Raw genomic sequence first — 22,827 nt, 5'->3', positions numbered from 1 at the left:
ATCCCCATCTGGCTCGCAGGAATTTCAAGATGTCCAAATTTGCCCGTTCAGTTCTTCTGGCCTCACTGATCAGCGTAACCGCTCAGGCCAATACGCCGGTGCCGACACCCACGCCGAACGCCAACCCAGTGGTGGTTCCCGCCGCGCCGGAGATCTCCGCCAAGGCCCATATCCTGATCGACTACTACTCCGGTCAGGTGCTGGCCGAGCAGAACGCCGACGAGCGTCTGCCCCCTGCCAGCCTGACCAAGATGATGACCTCCTACATCGTTGGCGACGAGCTGCACAAGGGGAACATCAAGGGCACCGACATGGTGACCATCAGCCAGAACGCCTGGTCCAAGAACTACTCAGACTCCTCCAAGATGTTTATCGAGGTGGGCAAGCAGGTCTCTGTCGATGACCTGAACAAGGGCATCATCATCCAGTCCGGCAACGATGCCTGCGTCGCCATGGCCGAACATCTGGCCGGCAGTACCGACTCCTTCGCCAGCCTGATGAATGCCTGGGCCGCCAAGCTCGGCATGAAGGACACCCAGTTCAAGAACCCCCACGGTCTGGATGAAGAGGGTCACTACAGTACAGCCCGTGATATGGCCCGCCTGGGTCAGGCACTGATCCATGATCAGCCGGAGGAGTACAAGATCTACTCCCAGAAATCCTTCGTCTTCAACGGTATCACCCAGCACAACCGCAACCGCCTGCTGTGGGATCAATCCCTGCAAGTGGATGGCATCAAGACCGGCCACGTCAGCCAGGTCGGCTATAACCTGGTCTCCTCTGCCACCAACAACGAAGGCATGCGCCTGATCGCCGTGGTACTGGGCGCCAGCAGCGAAGCCTCCCGCGCCGCCGAGAGCAAGAAACTGCTCACCTACGGCTTCCGCTTCTTCCAAAGCCTGACTCCATACAAGGCAGGCACCGAGCTGGTCACCCAGAAGATCTGGATGGGCGACAAGTCTGAAGTGAAACTGGGCGTCGACAAAGATGTCTCCGTGCTGGTCACTCGCGGTCAGGGCAACAACCTCAAGGCAGACTTCCAGCTCGACAGCGAGCTGAAAGCCCCGTTGGCCAAGGGTCAGCGCGTTGGTACCGTGTTCCTGAAGCAGGGTGACAAAGAGATCAAGCAGGTACCACTGGTCGCCCTGGAAGAGGTGCAAGAAGGTGGCTTGATGAGCCGTCTGTGGGACTACCTGGTACTGCTGGTCACCAGCTGGTTCAAGTAATCCGACGCACAATCCTCACCGAACAGCGGCGCCAACAGGCGCCGCTGCTGTCTGCGCCGGGCAAAGGCAGTGAATAACCCTGTAAACTGCAGGTTCCGCCTTACCCTGATTTGTGGTAAAAAGCAGCACTTCCATCCTTGTCTGACCGCTCCCGGCCTTGATCCCGGAGTGTACGGCGCCCATATAGGGTTTAGCCGCACCCATACAGACTTGAAATGGCGGCCTCCACGGGCCATCGGCCACTAGCCATCCAAGATGAAGTCATCATGCTGATGACGAAAAAGGTGAGTAAATGAATACCAAGTTTGATGAACTGCTGGAGTTTCCCTGCAAATTCCCGTTCAAGGTACTCGGCATCGCGGATCCTGCGTTGCCGGATATGGTGGTTGAAGTGCTGCAGCAGCATGCTCCGGGCACCTACAGCCCGACCGTCCAGCCCAGCTCCAAGGGCAACTATCACTCGGTTCGCGTGACCGTGACTGCCCAGAGCAAAGAGCACATCGAAGCGATGTACACTGCGCTTGGCAAGATCGAGCTGGTGAAATACGTACTGTAATTTCTCTCTCGCCCCGTTCTGCGGGGCGACTGTTTTTGGCCGCAGCACGCCACGAGGACACCATGTCATCCCAGATCCCCGCTCAGCACAGCCTGATAGTCAGGCAGCTGGGTCGCCGCCCCTACCAGCCGGTATGGGACGCCATGAAAGCCTTCACCGACAACCGCACCAGCGACACCCCGGACGAGTTCTGGGTGGTCGAACATGACCCCGTCTACACCCAGGGCCAGGCCGGCAAGGCCGAACACCTGCTCAATCCGGGCAATATCCCGGTGGTGCAGAGCGATCGCGGCGGTCAGGTGACCTATCACGGCCCGGGCCAGCTGGTGCTCTACGTCCTGGTGGATGTCCGCCGCTGCAAATTCTCGGTGCGCGAGCTGGTGACCGCGCTGGAAACAGCCATCATCAACACCCTGGCCAAAAGCAATATCCAGGCCTATGCCAAGGCAGATGCCCCCGGGGTCTATGTGAAAAATGACCTTGGCATGGAGGCCAAACTGGCCTCGCTGGGACTGCGCATCCGCAAGGGTTGCTCGTTCCACGGGCTGGCCCTCAACATCAACATGGACATGACCCCCTTCCTGCACATCAATCCGTGCGGCTATGCGGGCATGGCCATGACCCAGACCAGCGCCCTGGGCGGCCCGCAGAGCGTGGCCGAGGCGCAATCCATTCTGGTGGCCGAACTGGCCAGCCTGATTGGCTATCAGACAATAACAAACACCGAGAGTGAATCATGAGCAAACCCGTTCGTATGGAGCCGGGCGTCAAGCTGCGCGATGGCGACAAGATGGCCCTGATCCCGGTGAAATTCATGCCGGATCCCAACGAAGAAATCCTTCGCAAGCCGGACTGGATGCGGATCAAACTCCCCCCTTCCAGCCAGAAGATCGAACACATCAAGAGCACCTTGCGCAAGAACAAGCTGCACTCGGTCTGTGAAGAGGCTTCCTGCCCCAACCTGGCGGAGTGTTTCAACCACGGCACGGCCACCTTCATGATCATGGGCGCGATCTGCACCCGTCGCTGCCCCTTCTGCGACGTGGCCCACGGCCGCCCGCTGGCACTCGATCCGGAAGAACCGAAGAAGCTGGCGCTGACCATCAAGGAGATGAACCTCAAGTATGTGGTGATCACCTCGGTGGACCGCGACGATCTGCGCGACGGCGGTGCCCAGCACTTCGCCGACTGCATCCGCGAGATCCGCGAGCACAGCCCGCAGACCCGCATCGAGATCCTGACCCCGGACTTCCGTGGCCGGATGGAGCAGGCCCTTGAGGTGTTCCGCGAAACGCCGCCGGACGTCTTCAACCACAACCTGGAAACTGCGCCGCGCATGTATCGCGTCGCTCGCCCGGGTGCCGACTACAAGTGGTCGCTGGAGCTGCTGCGCCGTATCAAGGAGATGCACCCCCATGTACCGACCAAGTCCGGTCTGATGATGGGCCTTGGCGAGACCAACGAAGAGATCGTCGAGGTGCTCAAGGATCTACGCGCTCACGGCGTCAACATGCTGACCCTGGGTCAGTATCTGCAGCCAAGCCGCCACCACCTGCCGGTCAAGCGCTACGTGCCGCCAGCAGAGTTTGACGAGCTGAAAGATGTCGCCATGGAGCTGGGCTTTACCCACGCCGCCTGCGGTCCTTTCGTGCGCTCCTCCTATCACGCGGATCTGCAAGCCAAGGGCGAAGAGGTCAAGTAACCTCGCACGATAGAGCGGCCAGTAACCGCCACCCTCGCAATGAGAAAGAGCGCCTATTGGCGCTCTTTCTGTTGGTGTCACTGACCGTTGCAGCTTGATCTACTCATCAGCCGTGGTCGAAGACCCCCTGCTGATGCCAGCGTTGCAACTGGGCCAGCACCCGGGTCTCTCGCGCCGTCCACTGGGGACAGGGCCCCGCCAGCTGGGTCTTGTTGGTCTGCAGCGCTTCGTCGAGGGCAAACCAGCCGGGCACGAAGCCAAGGCGGATCTCGTAGGGCTGTGGCTGTGGCTCCACCAGTTGATCACCAATCCGGCACAAGTAGTAGAGCGAGCGGATGCAGTAGGCATCGAACCCCGGCTCGCGGGCGGCGCGGTATTCCCGGGTCTCGCCAAGCAGGGTCCCTACTTCCAGCAACTCGGCACCACACTCCTCCTTCAGCTCGCGGGCCAGCGCCACATGGTGGTTTTCCCCCGCTTCAACGCCGCCGCCAGGAAACATCAGATCACCGTTGACCCGGGAGTGAACCAGCAGCAACTCGTCGCCACGGAGTACTACGGCACGTACCGTAAGGCGTTCCAGGGTATGGCCATCGGTGATCACCTCGCCATGAACAAACGAGAGGGAAAAAGGTGCGGGCCAGCAGCTGGCCGGGGATAGTGCAATCATCAGAGCCTCAGTGCCGATAGCTGCCATGTTTCAGTTGATCGACTATTTCAGCCGCTCGCACGTCGTAGGCATCCTGATCTGTTTTGCTCAGGGTGTGATAAATACCAAAACGCCTGGCAGAGACCTCTGGCGCATCCTGAAAAGACTCACTCACCTTGCCCCACAGATAGGCCAGCCCGTACTGCTTCTGGCCCATATAGAGGGTGCTGAGGGAGGTGAGCAGGCGGCTGTTTATCTTGTCACCTTCCCGATAGAGGGAGAGACCGTGATGCATGATGGAAATAGCTTTCTCGGGGTCGCTCTTGGCGTAGGCTCCGCCTAGGGCCAGCTGAAGTTCCGGTTCGTCGAGCACCTTGTTACCTTCCAGCGCCATAAACTGCTGACGGGCCAGCTCGTTGGTGTTGTTGGTCCAGTGCCAGAGCAGCAAGTAGGGATCCTGCGAGTTGCGGGTGGCCACATCGAGCTGGGCCAGCTGTTCGCCAGCCGCCAGCATCCCCTCCACCCGTGGGCTCTTCTGCTCGCGGGCATTCTTATACTCGATGTTGGTAGAGCGCTCGGCACACTTAAGATAGCGCTCAAGGTTGCGCATCAGCTCGTACTTGCGCCGATCCGTTCTCTCCTCCTTGAGATAGAAGCGGCTGCGGATCACATCGGTACGCTCGTAGCGACACCAGCCATCGTCCACCAGATCCTGACAGAGCTCGGCATGGTTGCTGCAGATATTGTGGATCCGATCGTCATTGCAGCCAGCTACGGCAAGGCCGACTGAAAGCATGATGAAGGTCTGTCGCAGGAGGAAATTGGCCATGATTCACATCTTGTTGGTAACGCGGGTTGGTAACAACTGAAGCCTCTGTCGGCCACCACCGGCTAGCAAACCGGTTACATATCCATTACAATGCGCGCGCCATATAAGGCCGCGATTGCAGAATAATATAACGAAATATAGACCCCTACACTGATCTGCATTCGACGAATTTTCTATTTACACCAACAACGTGAAAGAAAGGATCTGGTCAATGACCCACGAGCACTACTTGCAAGCGTGGCAGGAGAGCCAGGAGCTCGCCGAAGCCATGCAACCCTTGATTGGTCGCCTCTACCGACAACAAGGGGTCGAGATCACCCTCTACGGCCGCCCACTGCAAAACGCCTCCACCATCGATATCCTCAAGGCCCACCGGGTCGTCCGCCGCCACCAGGGCGCTCCCCTCCCCATCCAGCAAAGCTTCCCCCTGCTTCAGGCCATCGTTGCCCTCAAACCCACCGCTGCCGAGGTAGACCTTGGCAAGCTGGCAGTCGGCTACTGGCAGGATCATCAGGATGAGGCGGGGATCGAGGACTATCTGCAAGCGCGACTGGCACCGGCCCTTGGCCGCAACCAGATGCCGCAGCCGACCGACGTGGTGCTCTACGGCTTTGGCCGTATCGGCCGCCTGCTGGCCCGCCTGCTGATCGAGCGTACCGGCGCCGCCAATCCGCTGCGCCTGCGCGCCATCGTGGTACGCGGTGGTCGCGACGGGGATCTGGAAAAACGCGCCAGCCTGCTGCGCCGCGACTCGGTACACGGCCCCTTCAACGGCTCCATCGAGGTGGATGTGGAGCGCAGCGCCATCATCGCCAACGGCACCTTCATTCAGGTGATCTACGCCAATAGCCCGGCTGACATCGACTACACAGCTTACGGCATTCACGATGCGCTGATCGTCGACAACACCGGGGTCTGGCGCGATGAGGCTGGCCTCTCCGAGCACCTGAAAGCGCGCGGTGCTGGCAAGGTGCTGCTGACCGCCCCCGGCAAGGGGGAGATGAAGAACGTGGTGTTCGGGGTCAACCATGAGGTGATAGGCCCGGATGACAGGATCATCTCCGCCGCCTCCTGTACCACCAACGCCATCACCCCGGTGCTCAAGGTAATGCAGGAGCGGTTCGGCATCCGCCACGGCCACGTGGAGACGGTCCACTCCTACACCAACGATCAGAACCTCATCGACAACTACCACAAAGGCGAGCGCCGCGGTCGCAGCGCGGCCCTCAATATGGTGATGACCAGCACCGGCGCCGCCAAGGCGGTGGCCAAGGCGCTGCCCGAGCTCAAGGGCAAGCTGACCGGCAACGCCATCCGGGTACCGACCCCCAACGTCTCGCTGGCGATTATCAATCTGTCGCTGGAGCAGGCCACCGATCGGGAGAGCCTCAACGCCTATCTGCAGCAGATGGCGCTAAGCTCGGCCCTCCATCGCCAGATCGACTTCAGCGCCAGCACCGAGCTGGTCTCCTCCGACATGGTAGGTTCCCGTTATGCGGGCATCGTCGACTCCCAGGCGACCATCGCCGAGGGGGATCACTGCGTGCTCTACGTATGGTATGACAACGAGTTCGGGTACAGTTGTCAGGTAGTGAGGGTGATGGAGCAGATGGCTGGCGTAGTCCGCCAGGATCTACCTGCATAGACCCCGATAGGGTTTACCTGCACAGCCCGCCAGGATCTGCCGGGCTGACCCCGCAGTTTATGGCTCAATAGTTCAAGGAGAGGTCGAATGTCGTTTCAACAGGGTGAGTTTTTGCAAGCAATCAGGCAGATGCCCGCAGAGGTGTACGAGCGGCTCAAGACCGCAGTCGAGCTGGGCAAGTGGCCCGATGGCAAGCCCCTCACCGACGAGCAGAAGGCCACCTCCCTGCAAGCCGTGATGGCCTGGCAGGCGATGCACATCGACAATCCCGAGCACATGAACATAGGTCGTGACGGCGAGATCGTGATGAAGAGCAAGAGCGAGCTCAAGCGTCAGTATCGCGACGAGGAAGAGATAGTGCGGGTCGACCTCAACCACTGAACCTGACCCGGCAGGCCGCTCGCGGCGGCCACAACAGAGAGGGGAGCCATGATGGCTCCCCTCTTTTCCTATCTATGCAGGATGACTCATCCCCCTCATCCCCAGCCCTTCTCCCGCCAGGGGGAGAAGGGAGCAGGCTCGCACCTGCGAACAGTGAACGGGCCACCTGCCGGCGATCTTCATGGCAAACCTCGCCACCTCGATCTATCCCCTCTCCCCCATGGTAGGGAGGTCAGAAGCTGTTCACGACCTGTCGCGAGAAGGCGTCAGCAAGGTGAAGAGCAGCGCAGGAACCGGAGTGTATACGCATACATGAGGATTCCGAGCAGCACATGAGCCTTGATCACGGCTTCGCAGTAAGGTCATGGACAGTTTCTCAGGGGGTAAGCTCACCACGCAGGGATTGTTGCATCAACTCGCGAATGCGGTGGGAGGGCAAGTCCTGGCTCAGCAGGAAGTGCAGCTTGGTGAGCGCCGCTTCGGCGGTCATATCAAAGCCCGAGATCACCCCGGCCCGCGACAGGGCGTTGCCGGTGGCATAGCCCCCCATATTGACCTTGCCGTGCAGGCACTGGCTCAGGTTGACGATGATGACGCCGCGGGCCGAAGCCTCGGAGAGCAGCGCCAGCATGGCCGGGTTTTGCGGCGCATTGCCGACCCCGAACGACAGCAGGATCAGCGCCTTCACCGGCTGTTGCAGGATGTTGGCGATCACCTCGCTGGAGATCCCCGGATAGAGGGTCACCACGCCGATGGGCTGGGGGGTGATGTCGTGCAGCACCAGCGGCCGCGCGGAGGGCACGCCCAGCTCGCCCGCCTCCAGCGAGATGGCGATCCCGGCATTGAGCAGCGGCGGATAGTTGGGGGAGTCGAAGGCGTGGAAGCCGTCTGCATGCACCTTCTTGCTGCGGTTGCCGCGATAGAGCTGGTTGTTGAAGAACAGCGTCACCTCGTGGATCGGGTAGTTGGCCGCGATATAGAGGGCGTTGAGCAGATTCTGCTGACCGTCGGAGCGCAACTCGGCCAACGGGATCTGGGAGCCGGTGATGATGACCGGCTTGTGCAGATCTTCCAGCATGAAGGAGAGCGCCGAGGCGGTGAACGACATGGTGTCGGTGCCGTGCAGGATCACGAAACCATCGTATTTCTCGTAGTTGTCGCGAATATCCTCGGCGATGCGCTGCCAATCCGCCGGGGTCATGTCGGAGGAGTCGATGAGGGGCGCATATTCGTGGATATGGTAATCCGGCATCTCGGGGCGGTGGAACTCGGGCATCCGCGCCAGACAGTCTTCCATAAAGCCCGCCATCGGCACGTAGCCGTGATCGGAACGCTGCATCCCAATGGTGCCGCCTGTGTAGGCAATGTAGATAGACTTCTTCACACCCTCTCCTCTTGATGAAGTGAACACCGCCGGAACATGAACCATGTCGGGGTGAACCACAATGTCAACGCCCGCCAGCGCCTCTGCGTGCAGCGGAAACCGGCGAATTATAGAGACTGGCGCCCCAAATGACAGCCGTTCCATGCACCCTTTTCGGCTTTTCTGCCCTCTACCTACATAGTGCTAAATGTCACAATAAACCACTAAAACGAGCATTAATACGACAAAGATGGAATTAAACGATGCTTTTTGCTACAATCCGCCGGATTTTACTAAAATCTCATCTGGATGCCTGAGCATTTCAGGCCCGCACAAGCCCCATCTTTCCTGGGGCGGGGAGATGTTTCCCCTTCTTTGTTGGCGCATGAGCCACACTGTTTTCATCCCGGCTGAATCTGTAAGTCTTTTGCTATGAAAGACACAGCCAATCAACATGGGAGTACTGAATGTTACAACTTGATTCCTACGCAACGCTGGTCGCTGCCACTCTGGTATTGCTGCTTGGCCGGGTGTTGGTTACCCGAGTCGGGCTGCTGCGTACCTTCAACATCCCCAAACCGGTAGCCGGCGGCCTGGTGGTCGCGCTGGTACTGCTGCTGCTGCGCTCCACCCTGCAGATGGAGCTGCAATTTGATACCAGCCTGCAAACCCCGCTGATGCTGGCCTTCTTCGCCTCCATCGGTCTCTCCGCCGATCTCGCCAGCCTGAAACGCGGCGGCAAGGCGGTGGTTACCTTCCTGATGGTGGTCACCGGCCTGCTGCTGGTGCAGAACAGTCTGGGTGTCGGTCTGGCGACCCTGCTCGGTCTGGATCCCCATATGGGGCTGCTGGCCGGCTCCATCACTCTCTCCGGCGGCCACGGCACCGGGGCGGCCTGGAGTGCCACCTTCTCCGAGAAATACGGCGTGCAATCCGCTGCCGAACTCGCCATCGCCTGCGCCACCTTCGGTCTGGTGCTGGGCGGCCTGATCGGCGGCCCGGTGGCTCGCTATCTGGTGAAGAAAGTGCAGGTGCCCGGTGAGGAGCACAATCAGGATGAGGCCCCCCAGGGCTTCGAAATGCCAGATATGGAGCGCCCCCTCACCACTTTCAGCGTTATCGAAACGCTGGCATTGATAGCCATCAGCCTCAAGGGTGGCGAGCTGCTCTCGGCCTCTCTCAAAGGGGGCGCCTTCGAGCTGCCGATCTTTGTCTGCGTGCTGTTTGTCGGCGTGCTGCTGCGCAACGTCCTGACCCTGCTGAACTGGCATGAGGTGAGCGATCGCGAGGTCTCCCTGCTGGGCAACGTCAGCCTGTCGCTGTTCCTCGCCATGGCACTGATGAGCCTGAAATTGTGGGATCTGGCCAGCCTGGCCCTGCCCATCTTCATTCTGCTGGCCGCCCAGACCGTGGCAATGGCGCTCTACGCCATCTTCGTCACCTTCCGGGTCATGGGCAGCAACTATGATGCAGCCGTGCTGGCGGCAGGTCACTGCGGCTTTGGCCTCGGGGCCACCCCGACCGCCATCGCCAACATGCAGGCCATCACCCAGCGCTTCGGACCCTCCCACCTGGCGTTTCTGGTGGTGCCCATGGTGGGCGCCTTCTTTATCGACATCATCAACGCCATGGTGATCAAGCTGTTTATGGCGATGCCATTCCTGTAATTCCCTTTCCGTCAGACGTATATGATCAGAGCCCACCTTTCGGTGGGCTCTTTGTTTGTTATCGACTCGCCAGGTGACGCAGGCAGAGCCGGGGCTCGTATCCGCCACCAGGGTGACCCGCGAGCAACCCGGAATCCCTATATCCCGCACTTCCCCGAACAACAAAAAGCCCCGCACTCGACAGAGGGCGGGGCTTTTTTATCTCAGCCGGAACAGGCCGAGAGTTGCACCTTACAGGATAAAGGTCGACACCTGCTGGTTAAGGTCAGCTGCCCGTCCCTTGAGACTCTGGGCCTGATCCAGATCGCGCATGGCGGCGGCGGTGATCTCGTCACTCACATCCTTGATGGCGGTGGTGTTCTGGGTGATCTCGCCGGTCACCTGGGTCTGCTCCTCAGCGGCAGTGGCGATCTGGCCCGCCATGTCGGAGATGAGGGAGATGGCACTGGTGATCTCTTCCAGTGCGCGCACCGCCTGATCCGCATCCTGCACGCTGTTGTCCGCCAGCCCCTGACTGGTCTGCATCAGGCTCACCGCGCGGGCGGTGGTCTGTTGCAGGGTCTCGATGGTGGACTGGATCTGCTGGGTGGAGTCCTGAGTACGGCGAGACAGTACCCGCACCTCGTCAGCCACCACCGCAAAACCACGACCCTGCTCACCGGCGCGGGCCGCTTCAATGGCCGCGTTCAACGCCAGCAGGTTGGTCTGCTCGGCAATCCCCTGAATGGTGGAGAGGATGCTGGTGATGGCCTGCGCGTGACGGCTCAGCTCGCCGATCACCTCGGTCGCCTGCCCCACCTCTTCAGCCAGACCATTGATGGACTGGCGGGTCTTGTTCACCAGCATCTTGCCCTGCTCACTGCTCTGGGCAGATTGCTGGGCAGCGGCGGCGGTGTTCTCGGCGTTGCCGGCGATCTCCATGGTGGCGCTCGCCATCTCGGTGACCGCAGTGGCGACCATGGTCACCTCCTGCTGCTGACGCTGCAGCTCGTCCACCGCGGCCTGGTTGGTCACCAGACTGCGCTCGGCATCGGCGTTCAGCTCGTTGGCCAGCTGGCGGATATTACCGATCAGCTGGTGCTGGCTGCCGACGAAGCGGTTGAAGCTGTTCGCCAGCTGACCCACTTCATCGTTGGCATCGATCTTGATGCGCTGGGTCAGATCGCCGTTACCATCGGCAATGCGTGCCAGTGCCTGGGAGACCTTGCTGAGCGGGCCCAGCAGCATGCTGACCAGCCAGGAGATAGCGAGGATACTGCCCACCAGCACCAGCAGCGCCATGCCCAGCTGGGTCATCAGCAGGGAGGAGAGCGGCGCTTCCAGCGCGGCCTTGTCCAGCACCAACACGAGTTCCCAGTCGGTGTCGGGGATATCGACCGCCCACAGCAGCTTGTCACGTCCTTCGTTGTCGAAGTAGGCCGCCACCAGACCGTTGCTGGCCTTGCTCTGCTCGATCAGCGCATTGGTCAGATCGTTGTCGATCTCGGTGGCCGGTTTCATCGCCTTGGCGGCATCCTTGTAGGCGATGATGGTGCCGTCTTTGTGCATCATGATGGCAAAACCATCGGCCGGCAGCTTCATCTTGGTGACGTCCTCCACCAGCGAGGCGATGGAGAGGTCACCACCGACTACCCCGCCAGAAACCGGCTGGGCCAGGGTCACCACCATGATGTTGTAAGCCACGTCGAGATAGGGCTTGGTGACAATCAGGCCGCCCTTGCCCATTGCTTCCTGATACCAACCACGGGAGCGCGGGTCGTAGCCATCGCGGTTGATGGAGGGATCGGAGTCATTCATCTTGCCGCTGCTCTCACCGAAATAGGTGAGCTGGAAACGGCCGGAAACTTGTGCCTGTTGCAAGGCATTGAGGGGGTCGACACCGGCCTTGTTGCCAAGCGCCTGAATGACGTCGCGACGGGCGGCGAGCCAGTCGCTGACACGCTCGGCCTGCTGGGTGCCCAACCGCTGCAACTGCTCCTGGCTGCCTTGCAGCAACAGACTCTTCTGGCTGCTATAGCTCTGCCAGGAGAGCAACGAGATCACCAGCGAAAGGGCGATCACCACTGACAACAGTATCTTCTGCTTGAGTGACAGGTTTTTCATCATGTGTTCTTCTTATTGAGGTGAGGAGCGGGTTTTTCCCTAAATTGCACAACACTACACGTAGTCATTAGCGACCCGAATGGCCAAAACTGAACCTGAAAATGGGTCGGCGGGCGATATTTTCTACCGAGGTGGAGAAAAGTGCACCAGAAATTGACGGCATGAGCCGCACAAGCCAAGGCAACCCTGTTTATTCCTTCCACAATTGGCTAGAATATCCCGTTTTTAAATCACATCGACCCTGAGAGTTTTCACGATGTTCGAAGTTAATCCCGTATTAAATAAACTTAAGGAGCTGTCTGAGCGGACCGAGCTTCTTAGGGGGTACCTTTGACTATGACGCCAAGAAAGAGCGTCTAGAAGAGGTCAACGCCGAGCTGGAACAGCCGGACGTATGGAATGAACCCGAGCGCGCACAGGCGCTGGGCAAAGAGCGCGTCGCGCTGGAAAACGTGGTCGGCACCATCGACACCCTGACCCAGGGCGTGGATGACGTCGAGATGCTGGTGAGCCTGGCCGTGGAAGGAGAAGACGAAGAGACCTTCAACGAAGCTATCGCCGAATCCGAGCAACTGGAAGCCAAGCTGGTGGACCTCGAGTTCCGCCGCATGTTCTCCGGCCAGCACGACGGCTCCGACTGCTATATCGATATTCAATCCGGCTCCGGTGGTACCGAAGCGCAGGATTGGGCCAACATGGTGCTGCGCATGTACCTGCGCTGGGGCGATGCCCACGGCTACAAGCCCGAGCTGATTGAATGCTCCGAAGGCGACGTGGCTGGTATCAAATCCGCCACCATCAAGTTCACCGGCGAATATGCATTCGGCTGGCTGCGTACCGAAACCGGCGTACACCGTCTGGTTCGCAAGTCTCCGTTCGATTCCGGTGGCCGCCGTCACACCTCCTTCTGTTCTGTGTTCGTCTACCCCGAGATCGACGACGATATCGATATCGAGATCAACCCGGCGGATCTGCGGATCGACGTCTACCGTGCCTCCGGTGCCGGTGGTCAGCACGTTAACCGAACCGAATCCGCGGTACGTATTACCCACGTTCCGACCGGTGTCGTGGTACAGTGCCAGAACGACCGTTCCCAGCACAAAAACAAAGACCAGTGTATGAAGCAGCTGAAAGCCAAGCTCTACGAGCTGGAAATTCAGAAGCAGAACGCTGAGAAACAAGCCCTGGAAGAGACCAAGTCTGATATCGGTTGGGGCAGCCAGATCCGTTCCTATGTGCTGGATGACTCCCGTATCAAGGATCTGCGCACCGGCGTCGAAACCCGTAATACCCAATCGGTGCTCGACGGTGACTTGGACAAGTTTATCGAAGCCAGCCTGAAATCAGGTCTGTAAACAAGCAGGAATCACCATGTCTGAACAAACCATCACTCCGGAAGTCGACCAAACTCTCGAACTCAACAACGAGATGACCGAGCGTCGTTCCAAGCTGGCCGCCCTGCGCGCCCAGGGTAATCCTTTCCCCAACGACTTCCGTCGCGACAGCCTCTCTGGCGATCTGCACGCAGAGTTCGACGACAAAAGCGCCGAGGAGCTGACGAGCCTGGGTAAACGGGTGAAGATTGCCGGTCGCATCATGACCCGCCGGATCATGGGCAAGGCTTCTTTCGCCACCCTGCAGGACATGGCCGGCAAGATCCAGGTCTACGTCACCCGTGACGACCTGCCGGAAGGTTTCTACAACGAGCAGTTCAAGAAGTGGGATCTGGGCGACATCGTGGGTGTCGAAGGTACCCTGTTCAAGACCCAGACCGGTGAGCTCTCCGTTCACGTTTCCGATATCCGCCTGCTGACCAAGGCGCTGCGTCCGCTGCCCGAGAAGCACAAAGGCCTGACCGACCAGGAAGCTCGCTGCCGCCAGCGCTACCTGGATCTGATCGCCAACGAAGAGTCCCGCAAGACCTTCATGATCCGCACCCAGGTGGTTGCCGGTATCCGTAAATTCTTCAATGAAAAGCGCTTCATGGAAGTGGAAACCCCGATGATGCAAGTCATCCCGGGTGGTGCCTCCGCGCGTCCGTTCGTCACTCACCACAATGCGCTGGACATCGATATGTACCTGCGTATCGCTCCGGAGCTCTACCTGAAGCGTCTGGTGGTCGGTGGTTTCGAGCGTGTCTACGAGATCAACCGCAACTTCCGTAACGAAGGTATCTCGGTTCGTCACAACCCCGAGTTCACCATGATCGAGTTCTACATGGCCTACGCCGACTACATCGATCTGATGGACCTGACCGAAGAGCTGCTGCGTACCCTGGCGCAGGACATTCTGGGCGACACCAAGATCCGTTACGCCAAAGAGGGCGAAGAGGGTCTGACCATCGATTTCGGTCAGCCGTTCCAGCGCCTCACCATGGTCGAGTCCATCCTGAAGTTCAACCCGGATGTAACCCTGGACGATCTGGCTACCCTCGAGAGCGCCAAGGCCGTTGCCAAGCGTCTGCACATCGATCTGATGAAGGGATGGGAACTGGGCCACGTGATCACCGCGATCTTCGAAGAGACCGTGGAGCACATGCTGCTGCAACCGACCTTCATCACCGAGTACCCGGCTGCCGTTTCTCCGCTGGCCCGCCGCAACGACGTGAACCCGGACGTAACCGACCGCTTCGAGTTCTTCATCGGTGGCCGCGAGCTGGCCAACGGCTTCTCCGAGCTGAACGATGCAGAAGATCAGGCCAAGCGCTTCCAGGATCAGGTTGATCAGAAAGAAGCAGGCGACGACGAAGCCATGTTCTACGACGCCGACTTCGTCACCGCACTGGAACACGGCCTGCCGCCGACTGCCGGTCAGGGTATCGGTATCGACCGTCTGGTCATGCTGTTCACCAACAGCCACACCATCCGCGACGTCATTCTGTTCCCGGCCCTGCGTCCGCAAAAGTAAGAGCCGCAGAAACAGGGCCACAGCAGCACAGCTGCCGTCCATGACAGTCAAAACGCCCCGCAACCACGGGGCGTTTTTTATGGCGGACACAAACCAGTGGCGAACCTTTAATACGCCGCCGACTTGCCACTTGTCAGGCCGGTGGCAGCAGCCACTCCCCCTGCCACAATGTGACGGCCTGACCGGCAATCAGTACCCGATCCTCCTGCAGTTCAAGCCGCAACTCACCACCACGGGCCGAAATCTGACGGGCCCGCAGTTGCCGTTTACCAAACCGTTCAGCCCAAAAGGACGCCAGAGCGCAGTGGTTGGAACCAGTAACCGGATCCTCATCGACGCCCACCCAAGGGGCGAAATATCGGGAGACAAAGTCATGGTTCGAGTCGTTTGAGGGCGCCGTCACTATCACCCCCCGTCCCGGCAGGGCGCGCAGGGCATGGAAATCAGGCGAAATAGCGCGGATCTCCTCTTCACTTGCCAGCTCCAGCAAGAACTTGGCCCCGACCGCCAAGGTCTGTCGTGGCTGGCAACCAAGCGCGGCAGCATAGGCGGGATCCAGCGTCAGTGGCGTCAACGCGATACGTGGAAAATCGAGCCAAATCCACTCCCCTTCGCGCCGGGCCAGCAGCTCACCACTACGGGTCTCGAAGCGGATAGTCTCGTGTGCAGCGACCGCTCCTGTCTGCCACAACACATGAGCAGCCGCCAAGGTGCCATGACCGCAGAGATCAACCTCGACTTTCGGCGTGAACCAGCGTAACTGGTAATGGGCCCTGCCAAGTTGCACCAGAAAGGCCGTCTCGGAGAGATTGAACTCGGCCGCCATCGCCAACTGGCTGGCATCAGGCAGGGCTGCTCCCAATACGACCACCGCGGGATTGCCACCAAGGGGCTGCTGACTGAACGCATTGACATGAAACAATCGGATATTCGACATGGCACTTCCTGTGTTATCAAGTGGCTCTCATTTAACGCTCTTTATACCACGCCCCTCTTTTGCTGCGGGAACAGGCGTACCTCTGCCCCTTTAATGCATTAATAGAATAAAGAAGACATTTTTATTCTTTGTTGTTATCCAACACGCCCTTTAATCTGGCCAAAAATCAGACCATGGAAGACGCGTGTGATGCAATTGAAGGATTCCCCATTCAACCTCTCCCCCCTCTCTGACGAGCAGCAACGTCAGCTGGGCCAGGTACTCTCGACCCTCAATACCCAGCAACTGGCCTGGGTGAGCGGATATCTCTACGGCCTCTCCCAGAGTGGTCACCAGAACGTTGCTGCCAGCGCCGCCGTGGCTGCGCCCAGCGGCAGCCTGACCATTCTCTACGGCTCCCAGACCGGCAACGCCAAAGGCGTCGCTACTGCCATCAAGGCGCAGGCCGAAGCCCGTGGTCTACCGGCCACCCTAGCGTCGATGGCCGACTACAAACCCAAGCAGCTCAAGAAAGAAAGCCATCTGCTGGTGGTAGTGAGCACTTACGGGGAGGGTGAACCGCCGGAGAGCGCAGTCGATCTGTTCGAGCAGCTTAAAAAAGGCAAGATCGGCAAGCTGGACGGCCTCAAGTTCGCGGTGCTGGGGCTGGGTGACAGCTCCTACGAATTTTTCTGCCAGACCGGCAAAGATTTTGACAACTTCCTCGCCACCGCTGGAGCCGAGCGCATTTATGAGCTCGCCAGCCTCGATGTGGATTATCAGGATGCAGCCAAGTCGTGGGGCGAACAAGCGCTCAACGCCATTGCCACGACCCTCTCTACCGGTGCTGCCAGCAACAGCGTAGCCAGCGCGGTGCAGCAGGCGGTTGGCCACAGCCAGTACAGCAAGGAGAACCCCTTCCCTGCCCGCCTGTCGGTCAATCAGAAGATCACAGGCCGGGATTCCACCAAGGATATCCGCCATATCGAAATCAATCTGGCCGACTCCGGCCTCACCTATCAGCCGGGGGATGCCCTCGGTGTCTGGTTCGACAATGACGCCGAACTGGTGGGCGAAGTGCTGGCCCTGACCGGCCTCTCTGGCGATGAAGCCACGGCTCACGGCACCTTGCACGCCGCACTGACCGGTCACTTCGAACTGACCCGGCTGCACGGCGGCTTTATCACAGGGCTCGCTGACATATCGGACAACGCGGCGCTGAAAGACTTGGCCGGTGACCAGGCCCAGGTCAATGCACTGGTCGCCTCTGCCCAAGTGGTGGATGTGCTGAAACGCTTCCCGACCGCGCTCACGGCCGAGCAGCTGGTTGGCCTGCTGCGACCCCTCACCCCGCGCCTCTACTCCATCGCCTCCGCCCAGAGCGAAGTGGAAGAGGAGGTGCACCTGACCGTCGGCGTGGTGCGTTACCCGCAAGAAGATGGCACTGTGCGCTCTGGCGCCGCCTCCTCCTATCTGGCGGATCGGCTGATTGAGGATGGCGAGGTGCGGGTGTTTGTCGAGCACAACGACAACTTCCGCCTGCCTGCCAACCCAGATACCCCCGTCATCATGGTGGGCCCGGGCACCGGCATCGCCCCGTTCCGCGCCTTTATGCAGGAGCGGGAAGCTCAGGGCGCGGAAGGCAAGAACTGGCTCTTCTTCGGCAACCCCCACTTTACCCAGGATTTCCTCTATCAGGTGGAGTGGCAGCGTTATGTGAAATCGGGGCTGCTGTCGAAGATCTCGCTAGCCTTCAGCCGGGATCAGGCCAACAAGATTTATGTGCAGGACCGCCTGCGCGAGGCAGGGCTTGAGCTCTACCAGTGGCTGGAAGCAGGCGCTCACTTCTATGTGTGTGGCGACGCCAACAAAATGGCCAAGGATGTGCAGGAGGCCCTGCTGGATGTAATTGCCGAACACGGCCACAAGAGCCGTGAGGAAGCAGAAGAGTATTTGAGCGAATTGCGTCGTGCCAAACGTTATCAAAGGGATGTCTATTGATGAGCAAACAACCTCTTTCTCACCCAAAAGCGGGACCGGTCGAAGGGCCGCTGGCCGACAACGAGCGCCTCAAGCGCGAGAGCAACTTCCTGCGCGGCACCATAGAGCAAGATCTGCAGGACCCGCTCACCGGCGGCTTTAACGGCGACAACTTCCAGCTGATCCGCTTTCACGGCATGTACCAGCAGGATGACCGCGACATCCGCCCGGAGCGCGCCGCCCAGAAGCTGGAGCCGCTGCACAACGTCATGCTGCGTGCCCGGCTGCCGGGTGGGATCATCACCCCGGCCCAGTGGCAGATCATCGACAAGTTCGCCGAAGAGCACAGCCTCTACGGCAGCATCCGCCTGACCACCCGTCAGACCTTCCAGTTCCACGGGGTATTGAAGCGCGACATCAAGCTGATGCACCAGACCCTCAACAGCACCGGCATCGATTCCATCGCCACCGCCGGCGATGTGAACCGCAACGTGCTCTGCACCAGCAACCCGGTGGAGTCCGAGCTGCATCAGGAGGCCTACGAGTGGGCCAAGAAGATATCCGAACACTTGCTGCCCAAGACCCGCGCCTACGTGGAAATCTGGCTGGACGGTGAAAAACTGGGGCAGGATGAGGAGCCGATCCTGGGGTCCAACTACCTGCCGCGCAAATTCAAGACGACCGTGGTGATCCCGCCTCACAACGACGTGGATATCCACGCCAACGATCTCAACTTCGTGGCGATTGCCGAAGGTGGCAAGCTGGTTGGCTTCAACGTGCTGGTGGGCGGGGGCCTCGCCATGACCCACGGCGACACCAGCACCTACCCGCGCAAGGCGAGCGACTTTGGCTTTATTCCGCTCTCCCACGTACTGGAGGTGGCGGCCGCCGTGGTCAGCACCCAGCGCGACTGGGGCAACCGGGTCAACCGCAAGAACGCCAAGACCAAGTACACCCTTGAACGGGTTGGCGTCGAAGCCTTCAAGGCCGAGGTGGAGAGCCGCGCTGGCATCCAGTTCGGGCCGGTTCGCCCCTATGAGTTCACCAGCCGTGGCGATCGCTTTGGTTGGGTCGAGGGGATCGACGGCAAGCACCACCTCACCCTGTTTATCGAGAATGGCCGCCTGCTGGACTTCCCGGGCAAGCCGCTCAAAACCGGCATGCTGGAGATCGCCAAGGTGCATCAGGGGGATTTTCGCCTGACCGCCAACCAGAACCTGATCATCGCCGGGGTGCCTGCCAGCGAGAAGGCCCGCATCGAAGGGCTGGCACGCCAATACGGCCTGCTGGATGACGGCGTAAGCGAGCAGCGCAAGCAGTCCATGGCTTGTGTGGCACTGCCTACCTGCCCGCTGGCGATGGCTGAAGCGGAGCGCATGCTGCCAGCATTTGTCACCGACATCGAGGGCTTGCTAACCAAACATGGGCTGGCGGATGACGCCATCATCTTCCGGGTCACCGGTTGCCCCAACGGCTGCGGCCGCGCCATGCTGGCGGAAGTAGGTCTGGTGGGCAAGGCGCCCGGCCGCTACAACCTCCATCTGGGGGGCAACCTGGAGGGCACCCGCATTCCGCGCCTGCACCTCGAGAACATCACCGAGCAGCAGATTTTGGCCGAACTGGACGCGTTGATCGGCCGCTGGGCCACCGAGCGAAATCAGGGTGAGTGCTTCGGCGACTTCGTGATCCGGGTTGGGGTAATTGCCCCCGTTGTCGATTCTGCGAGGGACTTCTATGCCGCTTAATCTGCCGCTTAATGTCACTGAAGATGGCCGCCTTGACCTGCAGGCGCTGCTAGCCCTCGGCCGTGAGGAGCAAGTCGAGGCACTGGCGCCCCTCAACCGGGAGCTGGATACCATGAGCGCCCCCGAGCGCGTGCGCTGGGCCCTGGCCAATCTGCCGGGGGAGCATGTGCTCTCATCCAGCTTCGGCATTCAGGCGGCGCTGATGCTCCATCTGGTAAGCCGCGAGCGGGCCGACGTGCCGGTAGTGCTGACCGATACCGGTTATCTGTTCCCGGAGACCTACCGTTTCATCGACGAGTTGACCGAGCGCCTCGCGCTCAACTTGAAGAGCTACCGGGCCGAGCTCAGCCCTGCCTGGCAGGAGGCGCGCTTCGGTCTCCTGTGGGAGCAGGGGGTGGAGGGGATCACCCGCTACAACCAGCTCAACAAGGTGGAGCCGATGGACCGCGCCCTGCGTGAACTGGGGGCCCAGACCTGGTTCTCCGGCCTGCGCCGGGAGCAGTCCGGCAGCCGTGGCAAGCTGCCGGTGCTGGGCATCCAGCGCGGCCGCTTCAAGTTCCTACCGGTGATCGACTGGAGCAACAAGGATGTCTTCTACTACTTCAAGGAGTTCGACCTCCCCTACCACCCGTTGTGGGAGCAGGGTTATCTCTCGGTGGGCGATGTCCACACCACCGCCAAGTGGGAGCCCGGCATGAGCGAGGAGCAGACCCGCTTCTTCGGCCTCAAGCGCGAGTGCGGTTTGCACGAGGAAAATGGCGAGAACGACGGCTCAGGCATCTGAGCCAGGCTGTCCACCCGCACGGCTTTCATAAAAAAACGCCCGGCAACAGCCGGGCGTTTTAATTTGCGCAAAAGGGTGGCATTCCACCCCTCATTACTTGGCGGCGCGCGCCTGGGTCAGCCAGTCGTTCACCAGCACCTCGTGGCCCTTGAGCCAGGCGTCGGCGTGACGCTCCACATCCGCCGGCTTGTTCTGCCCCTTGTTCATCAGGCCGTTCTGCACGTTGATGTCATTGAGCGGAAGCTTGACGATGGAGAACAGCCTGGCGGCTGCCGGGTTGGCCTCGGCGAACTGCTTGTTGGCCACTATATGCATGGTGTTGACCGGGAAGCCATAGTTCTTGCCGTTCGGCAGCCGGGTCTTGGCCGCATCAGGGCCGTCGGCGGGCACCTCCAGCCACACCACGTCCTTGCCCGGCACCAGCTCGCTGCTGAGCCAGTAGGGGGTCCAAGTGTAGTAGAGCACCGGCTTGCCGGCCTGGTAACGGGCACGGGTATCGGCGATCAGCGCCGCGTAGTTGCCCTGCTTGTGAGTGACGGTCGGGGTCAGGCCAAACCCGGCCAGATGACGGTTGATCGCCTCTTCGCAGCCCCAGCCCGGATTGCAACCCACCAGGTCGGCCTTGCCGTCGCCATCGCCGTCAAACAGCGCCGCCAGCTTGGGATCCTTGAGCTGACCCAGATTGGTGATGCCGTAGCGAGTCGCGGTCTGCTTGTCGATGAGATAGCCCTGGGCGGCCCCGGCCACATAGGTGCCCTCACGGAAGAACACCTTGTCGCCGCCAGCCTGCTCATACTTGTTGTTTTGCAGCGGTATCCAGTTGAAGGCGAGGAAGGTGCCATCCCCCTGCGCCACCGAGGCGTAGGCCACGTTGTAATCCACCTCCTGGGCCAGCTGGACGTCATAGCCGAGGCGCGCCATCAGCTTGCTGACCAACAAGGTCTGAAAACTCTCCTCCGGCAATGAGCTCTGCAGGGGCTGGACGCGCACTCCCTCCCCCGGCAGCTCGGTGCTGGCCATGGCGAGCGGGCCGAGCAGTTGGGAGCTCAACAGCAGGGAACCCAGGGTCAGCGTCTTGGTAATGAGCCTCATGCATTTACTCCTTTGTAATCGATAGACTTGTCGCGGCCGAGCAGGCGCAGCAGCAGGGCGGCGGGGCCGCGCTGATACCAGCGGCCGGTACGACTGCGATCCGGCTGTCCCATCGCCTGGGTCAGGCGGTCGAGCACGATGGCCAGCAATACGATGCCGAGGCCGCCGATGGAGGCGAGCCCCATGTCGAGCCGGCCGATGCCGCGCAGCACCATCTGGCCGAGGCCCCCCACCGCAATCATGGAGGCGATCACCACCATGGAGAGTGCCAGCATCAGGGTCTGGTTGACCCCGGCCATGATGGTGGGCATGGCGAGCGGCAGTTGTACCTTGAACAGCAGCTGAGAGGGGCTGGCACCGAACGAGTGGGCCGCCTCAACCAGATCCGCAGGCACCTGGCGAATGCCCAGCATGGTCAGCCGGATCATCGGCGGCAGCGCGAAGATGACGGTCACCACCACCCCGGGCACGTTGCCGATACCGAACAGCATGACGATGGGGATGAGGTAGACGAAGGCCGGGGTAGTCTGCATCGCATCCAGCAGCGGCCGTGTCCAGCGCGACAGTCGCTCGCTCCTCGCCAGCAGGATGCCGACCGGCAGCCCGATCAGCACGCAGAAGAACAGCGAGGTCAGCACCAGCGACAGGGTCACCATGGCATCGGACCAGGCGCCGATAAGGCCCACCACCACTAGCGAGAACAGGGTTCCCAGCGCCATGCGAGCGTTCACCAGTTGCCAGGCGATCAGGGTCAGCAGACCGATCATCAGGGTGGAAGGTACCGTCTGCAGCAGATGGGTCATGCCGCCCAGCGCCAGCTCCACCGGTGCACGGATCAGCTGAAACACGGGACGCAGGTTGTCCACCAGCCAGCCGATGCCATCCTCGACCCAGCTGTCCAGTGGCACCAACGCCTGCTGGAAGGGATCCAGCCAGTCGACGGCAGCTGTGGTATCCACCGTCTCGATCTGGTTCTGCCAGTCGGTGGCGGCGGTGGCGGTATCACTCCAGGGATCGGCCACCTCGGTGGCACTAGAAGCCGTGGCGCCCCAAGGGTCGGCCGCCACCTCATCGGCACGCAGGGCGGGGCTCGCCAGCAGCACCAGGGCCAGCAGCCCGCTCAGTAAAAAATTGGGATTCATCAGCTTCATGCCGGGGTACTCCTGTCCAGGGTGTTCAGCAGGTTGGCCTTGGAGATGAGGCCCAGATAAGTGCCATCCTCCTCGACCACGGGCACCTGACAGGGGGCGGCCGCCACCTGGCTGATCAGTTCGTTGAGGGCGGT

19 protein-coding genes and 1 pseudogene are annotated in these 22,827 nt (G+C 60.6%); 12 read left to right on the top strand and 8 right to left on the bottom strand.

Annotation, left to right across the window (positions count from 1 at the left end):
- Positions 1–29: 29 nt before the first annotated feature.
- From G5358_RS09155 to lipA, 4 genes are all read left to right on the top strand, one after another.
- Positions 30–1,226: a D-alanyl-D-alanine carboxypeptidase family protein gene (locus G5358_RS09155; protein WP_216953014.1), complete on the top strand. Its 1,197-nt coding sequence runs from the start codon at positions 30–32 to the stop codon at positions 1,224–1,226.
- Between the two features lie 292 nt (positions 1,227–1,518).
- Positions 1,519–1,782, top strand: coding sequence for a DUF493 family protein YbeD (ybeD, locus tag G5358_RS09150; protein ID WP_005348100.1), 264 nt, complete (start codon positions 1,519–1,521; stop codon positions 1,780–1,782).
- A gap of 62 nt (positions 1,783–1,844) precedes the next feature.
- Complete coding sequence (gene lipB, locus G5358_RS09145) at positions 1,845–2,522, top strand: lipoyl(octanoyl) transferase LipB (RefSeq protein WP_216953013.1); 678 nt, start codon at positions 1,845–1,847, stop codon at positions 2,520–2,522.
- Positions 2,519–3,484: a lipoyl synthase gene (gene lipA, locus G5358_RS09140; RefSeq protein WP_139740976.1), complete on the top strand. Its 966-nt coding sequence runs from the start codon at positions 2,519–2,521 to the stop codon at positions 3,482–3,484. The genes lipB and lipA overlap by 4 nt, the downstream gene beginning before the upstream one ends.
- A 106-nt stretch (positions 3,485–3,590) precedes the next feature.
- Here the strand turns inward: lipA and G5358_RS09135 are convergent, their stop codons facing one another.
- Together G5358_RS09135 and G5358_RS09130 are read right to left on the bottom strand one after the other, a co-directional pair.
- Positions 3,591–4,151: an NUDIX hydrolase gene (locus G5358_RS09135; RefSeq protein WP_216953012.1), complete on the bottom strand. Its 561-nt coding sequence runs from the start codon at positions 4,149–4,151 to the stop codon at positions 3,591–3,593.
- A gap of 7 nt (positions 4,152–4,158) precedes the next feature.
- Positions 4,159–4,959: a DUF2989 domain-containing protein gene (locus G5358_RS09130; protein ID WP_216953011.1), complete on the bottom strand. Its 801-nt coding sequence runs from the start codon at positions 4,957–4,959 to the stop codon at positions 4,159–4,161.
- A gap of 211 nt (positions 4,960–5,170) precedes the next feature.
- Here G5358_RS09130 and G5358_RS09125 point away from each other — a divergent pair, with 211 nt between their 5' ends.
- Together G5358_RS09125 and G5358_RS09120 are read left to right on the top strand one after the other, a co-directional pair.
- Positions 5,171–6,604 carry a glyceraldehyde-3-phosphate dehydrogenase gene (locus G5358_RS09125; protein ID WP_005335193.1) on the top strand — a complete coding sequence of 478 codons (1,434 nt, stop codon included), beginning with the start codon at positions 5,171–5,173 and terminating at the stop codon, positions 6,602–6,604.
- An 87-nt stretch (positions 6,605–6,691) separates the two neighbouring features.
- Positions 6,692–6,985, top strand: a complete 294-nt coding sequence (locus G5358_RS09120; RefSeq protein ID WP_043822177.1) for a YeaC family protein — start codon at positions 6,692–6,694, stop codon at positions 6,983–6,985.
- Between the two features lie 376 nt (positions 6,986–7,361).
- Here the strand turns inward: G5358_RS09120 and ansA are convergent, their stop codons facing one another.
- Entirely contained in the window at positions 7,362–8,369 is a 1,008-nt protein-coding gene (gene ansA, locus G5358_RS09115) for an asparaginase (protein WP_042054747.1), read from the bottom strand.
- A gap of 446 nt (positions 8,370–8,815) precedes the next feature.
- Here ansA and gltS point away from each other — a divergent pair, with 446 nt between their 5' ends.
- Positions 8,816–10,015, top strand: coding sequence for a sodium/glutamate symporter (gene gltS / locus G5358_RS09110; RefSeq protein ID WP_108614086.1), 1,200 nt, complete (start codon positions 8,816–8,818; stop codon positions 10,013–10,015).
- A gap of 231 nt (positions 10,016–10,246) precedes the next feature.
- Here gltS and G5358_RS09105 read toward each other — a convergent pair whose 3' ends face one another.
- Positions 10,247–12,118 (bottom strand): methyl-accepting chemotaxis protein, encoded by a 1,872-nt coding sequence (locus tag G5358_RS09105; RefSeq protein WP_201946356.1) that lies wholly within the window; start codon positions 12,116–12,118, stop codon positions 10,247–10,249.
- A 256-nt stretch (positions 12,119–12,374) separates the two neighbouring features.
- Between G5358_RS09105 and prfB the strand changes: the two genes are divergently transcribed.
- Both prfB and lysS read left to right on the top strand, forming a co-directional pair.
- Positions 12,375–13,473, top strand: a protein-coding gene (prfB, locus tag G5358_RS09100; RefSeq protein WP_100645262.1) for a peptide chain release factor 2 whose coding sequence is annotated in 2 segments (ribosomal slippage) — positions 12,375–12,449 and positions 12,451–13,473 — 1,098 coding nt in all. Because the reading frame shifts where the segments join, the coding sequence is not laid out codon by codon here.
- A 16-nt stretch (positions 13,474–13,489) separates the two neighbouring features.
- Positions 13,490–15,025 carry a lysine--tRNA ligase gene (gene lysS / locus G5358_RS09095; protein ID WP_127005945.1) on the top strand — a complete coding sequence of 512 codons (1,536 nt, stop codon included), beginning with the start codon at positions 13,490–13,492 and terminating at the stop codon, positions 15,023–15,025.
- A 133-nt stretch (positions 15,026–15,158) separates the two neighbouring features.
- Here the strand turns inward: lysS and G5358_RS09090 are convergent, their stop codons facing one another.
- Positions 15,159–15,962, bottom strand: coding sequence for a PhzF family phenazine biosynthesis protein (locus tag G5358_RS09090; protein WP_421323977.1), 804 nt, complete (start codon positions 15,960–15,962; stop codon positions 15,159–15,161).
- A gap of 189 nt (positions 15,963–16,151) precedes the next feature.
- Here G5358_RS09090 and G5358_RS09085 point away from each other — a divergent pair, with 189 nt between their 5' ends.
- The 3 genes from G5358_RS09085 to G5358_RS09075 are packed head-to-tail and all read left to right on the top strand — an operon-like array spanning position 16,152 to position 20,450.
- The gene (locus G5358_RS09085; RefSeq protein ID WP_216953009.1) at positions 16,152–17,942 is read left to right on the top strand and encodes an assimilatory sulfite reductase (NADPH) flavoprotein subunit; all 1,791 of its coding nucleotides are present in this window, start codon (positions 16,152–16,154) and stop codon (positions 17,940–17,942) included.
- Positions 17,942–19,666: an assimilatory sulfite reductase (NADPH) hemoprotein subunit gene (cysI, locus tag G5358_RS09080; RefSeq protein ID WP_058057178.1), complete on the top strand. Its 1,725-nt coding sequence runs from the start codon at positions 17,942–17,944 to the stop codon at positions 19,664–19,666. Before G5358_RS09085 ends, cysI begins: the two co-directional genes overlap by 1 nt.
- Positions 19,656–20,450, top strand: a complete 795-nt coding sequence (locus tag G5358_RS09075) for a phosphoadenylyl-sulfate reductase (protein WP_421323976.1) — start codon at positions 19,656–19,658, stop codon at positions 20,448–20,450. The genes cysI and G5358_RS09075 overlap by 11 nt, the downstream gene beginning before the upstream one ends.
- A gap of 93 nt (positions 20,451–20,543) precedes the next feature.
- Here G5358_RS09075 and proX read toward each other — a convergent pair whose 3' ends face one another.
- From proX to G5358_RS09060, 3 genes and pseudogenes are all read right to left on the bottom strand, one after another.
- Positions 20,544–21,542 (bottom strand): glycine betaine/L-proline ABC transporter substrate-binding protein ProX, encoded by a 999-nt coding sequence (gene proX / locus G5358_RS09070; protein ID WP_421323975.1) that lies wholly within the window; start codon positions 21,540–21,542, stop codon positions 20,544–20,546.
- Positions 21,539–22,693, bottom strand: a complete 1,155-nt coding sequence (gene proW / locus G5358_RS09065) for a glycine betaine/L-proline ABC transporter permease ProW (RefSeq protein WP_216953006.1) — start codon at positions 22,691–22,693, stop codon at positions 21,539–21,541. Before proW ends, proX begins: the two co-directional genes overlap by 4 nt.
- A pseudogene (locus G5358_RS09060) lies at positions 22,690–22,827 on the bottom strand (glycine betaine/L-proline ABC transporter ATP-binding protein); the annotation flags it as partial. The gene proW and the pseudogene G5358_RS09060, both read right to left, overlap by 4 nt.

Origin of the sequence: Aeromonas sp. 604176 (assembly GCF_049170755.1) — a bacterium.
GTDB classification, from domain to species: domain Bacteria; phylum Pseudomonadota; class Gammaproteobacteria; order Enterobacterales; family Aeromonadaceae; genus Aeromonas; species Aeromonas veronii_A.
The sequence above is the reverse complement of the archived record's forward strand: the minus strand, read 5'-3'. Positions and strand labels throughout refer to the sequence as shown.